The following is a 10,339-nucleotide window of genomic DNA, read 5'->3' as shown; positions in this document are numbered from 1 at the left end:
CTCCTCGTCCTCCGCGCGTGCCAGTCCGGTCACCGTGAGGCCCTGCCGCGCGGCGAGCTGGACGGCATACCCGCCGACCGCCCCCGCCGCCCCGGTGACCAGCAGTGACGCCCCCGGCGCCAGGTCCAGCAGGTCGAGAGCCTGCGCGGCGGTGAGCGCGTTCAGCGGCAGCGTCGCCGCGTGGACGGCGTCGGCCGTGGCGGGCGCCGCCGCGACCGCGCCGGTGTCCACCACGACGTACTCCGCGTGTGTGCCGAGCGGCTTGTCGACGCCGTAGGCGAGGGCCACGACCTTGTCCCCGACGCTCCATGCGGCGGCCACGCCCACCGCGTCGACGGTCCCGGCCACATCCCAGCCCAGTCCGATCTCCTTGCCGGCGCCGCCGAAGACGCCGGAGCGCACCCCGGCGTCGACCGGGTTCAGCGCTGCCGCCGCCACCTTGATCCGCACCTGCCGGGCGGCCGGCTCCGGCAGCCCCCGCTCCACGACGTCCACGACCTCGGGTCCGCCGAACGAACGCACCACTGCTGCACGCATGACAACTCTCCTGACATCCAGGTATCGAAGTGCTCTCCGTCTTGCTGCGACAACCCTAGGAAGAGTTACTATCCAAGAGGTAGTAGTTACCCGCAGGTGCCTACCTCACCGCGAGGAGAGCACCCGCAGAGAAGGGCAGAGGACCGCCATGCCGACCATGACCGCGGCGCAGCGGCGCGAGAAGGCCCGCGCCGAGTACGACGCCTTCATCAAGGCGTGCCCGACCAACCAGCTCCTGGACCGCATCAGCGACAAGTGGGTCAGCCTGGTCGTGTCCGCCCTCGCCCCCGGCCCGAAGCGCTACAGCGACCTGGCACGCAAGATCGCTGGCGTCAGCCCCAAGATGCTCACCCAGACCCTGCGCGCCCTGGAACGCGACGGCATCCTCACCCGCACGGTCACCCCGTCAGTCCCGGTCCGCGTCGACTACGCCCTCACCCCGCTCGGCAGCAACCTCGCCCTGCTCCTGCTCGCCGTGAAGGACTGGGCGGAGACCCACTTCGACGAGGTCCACGCCGCCCGCGAGCGCTACGACACCGAGGGCTGACAGCTCTGCGCCGGAGCGCCTGCTGCGCTACCGGGACGGCGATACCTTCAACTCACCGGTGAGGCGCGGCCGTTCCGACCTCGGGCCGGTCCACCGAAGTGACGCGCGTCACTCTCCGGGTGCTTCCGGCCGGGCATGCGCGATCATGACAGGAATGGACGCTCGTCTTCTTGGCATCGCTGATCTGACCGAAGCCCCGTCCGTGGCCGTCGTGGTCGACGTCATGCGCGCTTTCACCGTGGCCGCCTGGGCCTTCGCCCAGGGAGCGGAGAAGATCGTTCTTGCCGAGTCGCTGGACGAAGCCCTGGCGCTCAAGGCTCGCCACCCGGGCTGGATGGCGCTCAAGGACGGTCCGCCCGCGCCCGGGTTCGACACCGTCAACTCCCCGGGTCTGCTGCGGTCCATCGACTTCGGCGGCCGGACCGTCGTACAGAAGACCACGGCGGGGACGGTCGGCGCACTCGCCGTCAAGGAGTCGTCCCTCGTGCTGTGCGCGAGCTTCGTGGTGGCGGAGGCGACGGCCCGGCTGTTGCGGACGCGCGGGAGTGACAGCGTGACGTTCGTGGTCACCGGCGAGGAGGGGCGAGCCGATGAGGACCTGGCGTGTGCTCAGTACATCGCGCGGAGGGTGACCGAGACCGAGACGGATGCCGCCGCGTTCCTCCGCCGCGCTGCCGACTCGCGCGCCGCCACCGAACTGACCGAAGGGGTGCGCCAAGGAGTCCATCCTGACGACGTGCCACTCTGCCTGGAGGTTGACCGGTTCCCCTTCGCCATGGTGGCGACCTTGGAAGGCTCGCTCATGGTCCTGCGTCCGCACGCGCTGCCCTCGCCGACCGGTGCGGGCCCGCGCGCTTCCGCGGACATCCACTGAGCCGGACGGAAGAACACGACGGGGGACAGGTCCTTGGGCACGGGTACCGCGAGCGACGCGACGGACGACGAGGCGGCCCTGCTCTCCGCGGTGGGAGCTGGGGACACCGCCCTGGTGAAACGCCTTCTCCAGGAGGACAGTGATCCCGGTCTGCGGGAGGCCGCGTTCTGTCTCGCTGTTCGCACGTACGCCGGGGACATCGCCCAACTGCTGCTCCAGCACGGTGCGGATGCGGGCCGGTGCGGGCCGCAGGAACTGCTGCCGCTGCGCGACGCCGTCGAATCGGGGTCACCCGCACTGGTCGAGGCGCTCCTGGACCAGCGGATCCGCGGCAGGTATCCCCGGGCCGAGCTTCTCGAAATGCGGGACCTGGCGCGCCGCCGGCACGAGATGGGGGCCGGAGCGGAACTGCGGCGTCGCACGGGCGCCGAGGAAGCTCTCGTCCACACCCGGGTCCAGGACGACGAGTACTACCGCGTCGGCGAACTCACCCTAGAGGGCCGGTCCGTACGGGACGGACACGCGGCGATCCTCACCGACCTGGAGGAACTGCTCGGCATCCGCGCCTCGTTCGAGGAATTGATGGCCCGCGCCCTCCATCACGACCAGGACCACACCGCCTGGGGCCGGGCCACCATCCTGCTGGCGCACCGGCGCGACCGCGAGACCTGGGAGGCTGCCGCGGCTCTGCGTGCGCGTTCAGGGCCGTCCCACAGGCTGTTCGGTGCCGAGGTGCTGAGACTGACCCACCTCTTCGACGACAGTGACGCGGACGCGTTCGCCGGCCCTGCCCTGGACATCTTCACCGACTGGTCGAGGACGGAGACGGACCTCGCCGTCCTCACCGAGGTGCTGAACGCGCTGGGGGAGCAGGCCGATTCACGCGCTCAGGAGGCCCTCCTGTCCCATGCCGGCCATCCCGATGCCGGTGTCCGGCGCATGGTGGCGGCCGGATTGGGCGGATGGCGCGAACTGCCCGACGTTACCGACCGTGTTCGCGAGGCACTCCTGGTGCTGATGACGGACGTGGACACGGCGGTACGGCGGGATGCCTGCCTCAGGGTCGCACAGGGCAGCGACCGCGCTCCTGTACTCGCCGAGGCGATGGCCGCGCTGCTCGGCGATCCTGACCGGCAGGTCCAGGTCGCCGCTGTGCACGGGCTCGCCCTCCACAACGACGAGCGGTGCGTGGAAGCCGCCCGCCGACTGCGTCCGCCGCGGCCCGGCGGGTCTTTCGAGGAGCACTGTCTTGACGCGGTGTGGCGCTACGAGTGGCGCCGCGACGGCCGCTGACCCCGCGAAGGGTTCCGCGGGGTCGCGTTGCGGCTCGCCTGCGTCGCCGGAGAGAGGCGGGAGCGGGGGATCCATGCAACAGGTGGACAGGCCGGGGAGTGACTGATCGTACGGAACGGGTGCCGAACCGGTGTCTGCTCTTCATTTCGCTCGGCGGCTCGGCGGCTCGGGTCGGGGTCGGAAGGTCCCTGACCAGGTGATCGTCGGACCTGGCCACCGCCGCCGAGCAGTACAACGAACCCGGGCTGGGGATCGCGGCCGGATCCTGCGACACCCGTGAGTGGAGACGATACGCATCGTCTTGTTATGGTGGGGGCATGGCTTTCCTCTTCTTCGTCTGAGTCCGGGCACGGCCGATGCCGCCGTCACCGCTGCCCGTAGACCCTTCGCATGCCCAGGGGAAGTCATATGCGCGACCGCGCCCATCCCGCCGTACCCGCAGCCGCCCCCGTTCTCGTGGCGCAGCTGTCCGTCAAGGACGTCACCAAGTCCTACGGCAACCGGACCGTCCTCGACCAGGTCCGCTTCACCGTCCGCCCGGGGGAGAAGGCCGCCGTCGTCGGCGAGAACGGCTCCGGCAAGTCCACCCTGCTGCGGCTGCTCGCCGCAGCGGAGGTGCCGGACGCCGGGGACATCACCGTGAGTTTCCCTGGCGGAACCGGATATCTCGCCCAGACCCTCGACCTCGACGCGGACCGCACCGTGCAGGCCGCCGTCGACCTCGTCCTCGCTGAACTGCGCGACATGGAGGGCCGGTTGCGGATGATGGAGGAGTCCCTCGGCGAGGCGGGGGGCGAGGATCTCGCCGCGTACGGCGAACTGCTGACCGCGTACGAGGACCGCGGCGGCTACGACGCGGACGCCCGCGTCGATGCCGCGATGCACGGACTCGGACTGGCCGGGATCACCCGCGACCGCCCGCTCTGCTCGCTCTCCGGCGGCGAGCAGTCACGGCTCGCGCTCGCCTGCGTCCTGGCCGCCGCCCCCGAACTGCTGCTCCTCGACGAACCGACCAACCACCTCGACGCGGCGGCCGTGCGCTGGCTGGAAGAGCACCTGCGCGCACACCGCGGCACCGTCGTCGCGGTCACCCACGACCGCGGCTTCCTGGAGCGCATCGCCACCACGATCCTCGAGGTCGACCGGGACGCGCGCACGGTGCTCCGGTACGGCGACGGCTGGGCCGGCTATCGCGCCGCGAAGGCCGCCGCACGGCGCGGCGCTGAGCAACGGTACGCGGACTGGGTCGAGGAGGTGGCCCGCGCCGAGGAACTGCTGGAGGCCGCGGGGAGACGTCTTGCCATCACCGGGCACGACCCGAAGCAGGGTTTCGGCAAGCACCGCCGCTCGCACGAGGCGAAGCTCGGCGGGCAGGTGCGCTCCGTCCGGGAGCGGTTGGGCCGGCTGCGGCTCAACCCGGTGGCGGAACCGCCGGCACCGCTCCGCTTCACGACGGCCACTTCGCCGCCACCCGGCCCTGCCGAGGACGGTCCCCTCGCCGAGTACGACGGCGTACAGGTCGGCGAGCGGCTGCGTCTGGACGGGCTCCTCACCCTCGCTGCCGGACAGCGGCTGCTGGTCACGGGCGAGAACGGCGCGGGCAAGACGACCCTCCTGCGCGTCCTGGCGGGCGACCTGGAACCGGACGCCGGCACGGTACGCCGTCCCGCCCGGACCGGCTACCTCGCGCAGGAACTGCCTGCGCACTCGACGCGGCTCCCGCTGCTCGCCGCGTTCGCGGCCGGGTGGCCCGAACCGTTCGACGCGTACGCCGAACAGCTTCTGGCGTTGGGCCTGTTCCGCCAGGAGAACCTGCGTGTCCCGGTCGCCGACCTGTCCGTGGGACAGCGTCGGCGGCTGCAGATCGCCCGCCTGGTGACCCGGCCCGCGGACCTCCTCGTCCTCGACGAGCCGACCAACCACATCGCGCTCGACCTGGTCGAGGACCTCCAGGCGGCGCTCGCGGCATACCCGGGAGCAGTGGTCATGGCGTCGCACGACCGAGGCTTCCAGGAGGGCTTCGAGGGGGAGCGGCTGGAGCTGCGTGCCGGCCGCAGGCGCTGAGACCGCCGCCCACAGAAGGGAGGTGACGACAGGTCACTGTTCACTGTTCACCGGTCACGCGCATCGCGTAGCCGAAGGACGTACGCGGCCGTCAGCGCCACGGCACGGTCATCGTCGTGCGACAGCTCCACGAGGGCCCGCAAAGCCTTCGACCCCGGCACGGAGGCCAGCGCCTGGGTCAGCCGTCCCCGTACCGGCGCCGGAGCGGTGCCGTGGGCGAGGCGGTCGACGAGCCTGGTCGCGATGTCATCCGCCACCGCGGTGGCGCTCGCCACCACACCCAGTGCGTCGGCCGCATCGACGTCGTTCCTTCCGTCCACGATCATGTCGATGAGGGTCGGGACCGCATCGGCCACTCCCCGTGTCCCCAGGGCCAGAGCCGCATTCCCGCGGACCACGACGTCGCGGTGGACGAGGGCCTGCCGCAGCTGGGCGGCAGCCTCACCGCCGGGCATCTCGGCCAGGCTTCGAACGGCACGTTCCCGCACCGCGGCGACCGGTGATTCGAGCCCCGCCGCCAGCAGTGCCGGGCCTCCGTCGCCCGAGCGCGCCAGCGCCCACCGCAGGGCTCCGGCAACGTTCGGCTCCGTCTCGCTCAGTGCCGCCTCGACGAGCGCCTCCACCGGCACCCCGGCCTCGTCGGCCGAGGAAAGGGCCGCGCGCTGGCGCGCGTCGGCGCTCTTCGAACCCAGTGCCTGGAGGAGCGCGACGACCCGGAGAACGCCCTCCCAGCCATCAGGGTCTGCGGCATCGATCCGACGCAACCGTGTGAGCAACTCGGTCTCGGCCGCGATGCGTTCGCGCGTCCGACCGATGAGGTCGCCGACCAGCTCGGTCGGAGTGAAGCCGGGATCGTCGAGCGCGCGCCCGATCTCGCGCAGCGACAGCCCCAGCGACCGAAGGCTCTCGATGTGGAAGATCCGCCGGATGTCTTCCCCCGAGTACTCCCGATAGCCGGAGCCCGTACGACCGGAGGGCCGCACCAGCCCGAGTGACTCGTAGTGGCGGAGCATGCGGGCACTGACCCCGGACCGTCGCGCAACCTCACCGATCAACACGCCTCTAGCGTCCCTCCTGGCCGGAACCGCCGTGGGCCATGACGCGCTTCGCTTCCCCGATCGCGAACTCGAACCCGGCGTCAGGGTCGCGCAGCAGCCGCTGTGTGGCGAGTGCGTGGGCGCACACGTACGGGTCAGGGGCGGTCGCCGCAGCCCTCATGGCCGGCGCGATCACCTCACCCAACGCGACCAGTGCCCGGCTGAGACTCAGCTGCGTCTCCCGCTCACCACGCCCGAGCTGTGTCGCCAGCACCTCGGCCAAGCCGGCCTCCTCGCCGTCCGGCACGAGCACGACGGCGGCCCGCCAGGCGCTCCGCGCCACGTCGGTGTCGGCGTCGGACAACAGCTTGCGTGTGATCGCCGGCCACGCCCGCCGGTCCCCGATCTTGGACAGGGTGTGCAGCGCCTGGCTCCGTGCCTGCGATCGCTCCGAGCGGACTTCACGGACCAGCGCGGGGAGTGTCATGGACACCGGGTGGCGGGTCAGCGCCCAGGTCAGCATCTCGCGGACGAAGAACTCGGGCTCGATCGCGCAGCGCTCGACGAGCCTGTCGACGAAACGAGGATCAGGTGCCGTGCCGACGGCCAGGGCAGCCCGCAGCCGCACGGACGAACGGCTGTCCTCCAGCCCTCGAAGTACCCGTCCCGCATCCGCATCCGCATCCGCATCCGCATCCGCATCCGTGTCCGGATCTGTGTCCGTGTCCGTATCCATGTCGTGTCCCGTGATCGTCATCGAGACCACCTCCTGGCAGGCAGTGAAGACCCTGTCACCGTGTCAAGGTCAACCGAGACCGGTTGCGATCATCGACCGTGAGGGGCGAGTTCGTCGGCCAGGTCTCGTCCACGCCCGCTGAGGCGCGCATGCCCCGAGGCCTCAGCGCAGGGTCTGCGCGGCGTAAAGCACGCCGAGGGCGGTGGCGAGGGTGCCGAGCAGGAGCCGTAGGCCTCGTTCGGGGAGGCGGGGTTGCAGGCGTGCGCCGAGGTAGCCGCCGATCAGTCCGCCGGTGCCGCAGGCGAGCCCGAGCCACCAGTTGGGGGTGACGTCCGCGGAGCTGACGAAGGACAGCAGAGCGTAGGCGGCGGCGCCGACGAGGGAGGTGGCGAAGGTGGCGGCGAGCGCGGCCGGGGCGACGCGTGCGACGGGCAGTCCGCGGCCGGCGAGGATCGGTCCGAGGAGGGAGCCGCCGCCGATGCCGTAGACCCCGCCGACCACGCCGACGATCAGGGCCAGGCCGGTGAGGGTGCGTGGGGACAACTCGCCCGTGGGCGGCGGCCGGTGGTGGGCAGGGGCGAGGGCGCGCAGGCACAGCCACGGGCCGAGCGGCAGCAGCAGGGCGGCGATCAGGAGCCGGAAGACGTCCGGGCCGGGGACGGCGAAGACGCGGAGGGCGGCGCCGAGGACGACGCCGGGCAGTGTGCCCAGCACCAGACGCCGGGCGAGGTCGCCGCGCAGGGCGCCGTCGTGACGGTAGCGCCACAGGGCGCCGGGCCCGGCGACGACGTTGAACAGCAGATTGGTCGGAGTGACGGCCGGGTTGGGCACACCGAAGACGCTCAGCTGGACGGGGAGAAGGAACACGGCGCCGGACACGCCGGCCGGTGCCGTCACGGTCGAGATCAGCAGTCCGGCAGCCAGCCCGCCTGGCACTGTCCAGTCCACCTACGTCCCCGCTCCCTGCCTCGTCACCCGCTCAGTATCCGGTTTCCGGAGGGCGGTGGCACGAGCGGCAACAAAATGTTCACGACGGGCTGCGTGACGGCTGCCCGGCGTGTCTCTCTGCCTCGACCAGGGGGATCCGCGTTGCCTGTACCAAGTCGGCCCGCCGCTGGTCTACTTGAGGCATGCGCTGGCGGGGCGGGGAGAGTTCGTGGTGTGTCACCTGCATCATGCTCGGATTGGTCCTTGTCGGCTGGGGCGTCAGCCGCATCGGGCCGGCGTACGACCGCGAGCACGGGCAGCGGGTCGTGTCGGCGTGCATCGACGAGCACAGTGTGGAGCAGTGCCTGCCGGTGCGGACCGCCGACATCACCAGGGTGGCCAAGCAGAGGACGGATTACGGGGACACGCTGAACGTGTATCTCGACGGGGCCTCGGAGCCGGCATTCGTGGTCTGGCCGGACTGGATCGAGCGGCACAGTGCGGAACTCGTCGTCGCCGACTGGCAGGGCGAGGTGTGGGCCTGGCAGGAGAGCGTGGACCACGGGTGGAGGGAACTGTACGGCCCCAGGGTGCCGTTCTGGTGGACGTTCGGCTATCTCGGCCTGATCCTTGGCGGCGGCTGGTTCGTACTGCGCTTCGGGAGCGAGCTGCTCATTGAGGGGCCAAGTCGCTATAGGGCACTGGCCGATCAGCTGGTCGGCGTGTACGCCGGGCTGAGTGCTGCGGGGACAGCGATCCTGTTCGGATTCTCCGTGTCCAGGATCGTCGGGCTGGCGTTCGTCACCGCCGTCGTGCTGGCCATCGGCGTCAACGGCGTGGACCACTGGCGTTATTGGCGGGATGCTTGGCGCCGCGCCCGCGGCGTGCCGCGTTGACCGTCCCCGCCGGCCCCTCAGTCGATACAGAACTCGTTGCCCTCGATGTCCTGCATCGGGATGCATGAATCAGTGCCGTCATACAGGGTGCGCACGTGTACCGCGCCGAGCGGGACCAGCCGGGCGCATTCGGCCTCAAGTGCGGCGAGGCGCTCCTCACCGACGAGTCCGGTGCCGACCCGCACGTCGAGATGCAGCCGGTTCTTGGCGGCCTTCCCCTCGGGGACGCGCTGGAAGTACAGTCGCGGGCCCACTCCTGAGGGATCGACGCAGGCGAACCATGAGTCCCGCTGCTCAGGCGGCTGCGAACGCGTGAAGTCGTCCCACGTGGCAAATCCCTCGGGCGGCGGCGGTACGACGTACCCCAACACCTCGCACCAGAAGCGAGCGAGGCGCTCAGGTTCCGCGCAGTCGAAGGTGACCTGGAACTTCTTGATCGACGTCATCGGTCCACCCTATGTGGGCCAGGGTTCAGGATTCGGGCCGGTCGGACGGGACCTTGGCGCCGGGGACGAGGCCGCGGAGGGACTGCCAGCGGGGCGAGCGGACGAGGTCGGCGGCCCTAGCGGTGGTGGAGCGGTCCACGGTCGCCGAGCACGTCCGGCCGGTGAACGTGGCCGCCGAGGCGGGGGTGCCGGAGACTCGGAGTTCCTTGGCTTCGACGACCAGGATCCCGTTGGCGTCGATGTCGAAGGTCACTTCGACCAGAGGGGTGCCCTTCGCATGGCGTGGCAGGTCGGTGAGTTCGAGGACGGCGAGTGACGTGTTCTCCGAGGGCCGCTCGCCCTCGCCTTCGAGGACGTGAAGGATCATGGTCGTCTGGTTCGTCGCTCCGGTGACGAAGACCTCGCTGCGCTTGGTCGGGATGGTGGTGTTCCGCTCGATCATCTTCGTCACGGCCGCGCCGGAGACCTCCAGGCCGAGGGAGGCGGAGCAGACGTCGAGGAGGAGTATGTCCTTGAGCCCTCCGGAGAGGACGCCGCACTGCAGGGCGGCGCCTGTGACGATGCCTTCCGGGATCAGACCGCGGTAGGGCTGCCTGCCGTTCATGATCCGGCTCATCAGCGCGCCGATCGCGGGCATCCGGGTGGCGCCGCCGGTAAGGATCACCTGGTCCAGTTCGGACTGCTCGATCATGGCGTCGCGGAGCGCGCGTTCCACAGGCCTGCGGCAGCGTTCCAGCAGGTCCTGCGTCATGGCCTCGAACTGCCGGCGGGTCAGGGTCTCTTCGACGTGCAGCGGAGCGCCTGCGGAGGCCGCCAGGTAGGGCAGCGTGATGGTCGTGGTGCTCGCCGACGACAGTTCGATCTTCGCCGCCTCGGCCGCCGCCTGGAGCCGCTGCATCGCCTCGACGTTCTGGCCGAGGCCCACCCCGTACCGCTCCCACACTCGGCGCAGGAGGTGCTGGACGATCCGCTGGTCCCAGTC

General features: G+C 70.9%; 11 protein-coding genes. 5 read left to right on the top strand and 6 right to left on the bottom strand.

Features of this window, described 5'->3' with window-relative positions; genetic code table 11:
* Positions 1 to 537 (bottom strand): alcohol dehydrogenase catalytic domain-containing protein (locus BZL64_RS24375; protein ID WP_341868829.1); only part of this gene is annotated, 537 nt, incomplete at its 3' end.
* A gap of 148 nt (positions 538 to 685) precedes the next feature.
* Here BZL64_RS24375 and BZL64_RS24370 point away from each other — a divergent pair.
* The 4 genes from BZL64_RS24370 to BZL64_RS24355 all read left to right on the top strand — a co-directional run bounded on the left by BZL64_RS24370 (position 686) and on the right by BZL64_RS24355 (position 5,315).
* Entirely contained in the window at positions 686 to 1,084 is a 399-nt protein-coding gene (locus BZL64_RS24370) for a winged helix-turn-helix transcriptional regulator (protein ID WP_086771337.1), read from the top strand.
* Positions 1,085 to 1,238: 154 nt separating this feature from the next.
* Positions 1,239 to 1,958 (top strand): 2-phosphosulfolactate phosphatase, encoded by a 720-nt coding sequence (locus tag BZL64_RS24365; RefSeq protein WP_086771336.1) that lies wholly within the window; start codon positions 1,239 to 1,241, stop codon positions 1,956 to 1,958.
* A 33-nt stretch (positions 1,959 to 1,991) separates the two neighbouring features.
* Positions 1,992 to 3,251: an ankyrin repeat domain-containing protein gene (locus BZL64_RS24360; RefSeq protein ID WP_086771335.1), complete on the top strand. Its 1,260-nt coding sequence runs from the start codon at positions 1,992 to 1,994 to the stop codon at positions 3,249 to 3,251.
* A 408-nt stretch (positions 3,252 to 3,659) separates the two neighbouring features.
* Positions 3,660 to 5,315, top strand: a complete 1,656-nt coding sequence (locus BZL64_RS24355; protein ID WP_086771334.1) for an ABC-F family ATP-binding cassette domain-containing protein — start codon at positions 3,660 to 3,662, stop codon at positions 5,313 to 5,315.
* A 47-nt stretch (positions 5,316 to 5,362) separates the two neighbouring features.
* Here BZL64_RS24355 and BZL64_RS24350 read toward each other — a convergent pair whose 3' ends face one another.
* The 3 genes from BZL64_RS24350 to BZL64_RS24340 all read right to left on the bottom strand — a co-directional run bounded on the left by BZL64_RS24350 (position 5,363) and on the right by BZL64_RS24340 (position 8,036).
* On the bottom strand, positions 5,363 to 6,373 hold the full coding sequence (locus BZL64_RS24350) for a MerR family transcriptional regulator (RefSeq protein WP_086771333.1): 1,011 nt from the start codon (positions 6,371 to 6,373) through the stop codon (positions 5,363 to 5,365).
* Between the two features lie 4 nt (positions 6,374 to 6,377).
* Entirely contained in the window at positions 6,378 to 7,088 is a 711-nt protein-coding gene (locus BZL64_RS24345) for a HEAT repeat domain-containing protein (protein WP_167396194.1), read from the bottom strand.
* A 162-nt stretch (positions 7,089 to 7,250) separates the two neighbouring features.
* Positions 7,251 to 8,036 (bottom strand): sulfite exporter TauE/SafE family protein, encoded by a 786-nt coding sequence (locus BZL64_RS24340; protein ID WP_086771332.1) that lies wholly within the window; start codon positions 8,034 to 8,036, stop codon positions 7,251 to 7,253.
* Between the two features lie 227 nt (positions 8,037 to 8,263).
* On the opposite strand from BZL64_RS24340, the gene BZL64_RS24335 reads away from it, so the two are divergent.
* Positions 8,264 to 8,911 (top strand): hypothetical protein, encoded by a 648-nt coding sequence (locus BZL64_RS24335; protein ID WP_143663300.1) that lies wholly within the window; start codon positions 8,264 to 8,266, stop codon positions 8,909 to 8,911.
* Positions 8,912 to 8,928: 17 nt separating this feature from the next.
* Here the strand turns inward: BZL64_RS24335 and BZL64_RS24330 are convergent, their stop codons facing one another.
* Positions 8,929 to 9,357, bottom strand: coding sequence for a VOC family protein (locus tag BZL64_RS24330; RefSeq protein WP_086771330.1), 429 nt, complete (start codon positions 9,355 to 9,357; stop codon positions 8,929 to 8,931).
* Between the two features lie 25 nt (positions 9,358 to 9,382).
* Positions 9,383 to 10,339, bottom strand: a 957-nt coding sequence (locus BZL64_RS24325; protein WP_158101554.1) for an Hsp70 family protein, incomplete at its 5' end; no start/stop codon positions are given.

This window comes from Streptomyces bobili (assembly GCF_002154575.1).
Classification (GTDB): Bacteria; Actinomycetota; Actinomycetes; order Streptomycetales; family Streptomycetaceae; genus Streptomyces; species Streptomyces bobili.
The sequence above is the reverse complement of the archived record's forward strand: the minus strand, read 5'-3'. Positions and strand labels throughout refer to the sequence as shown.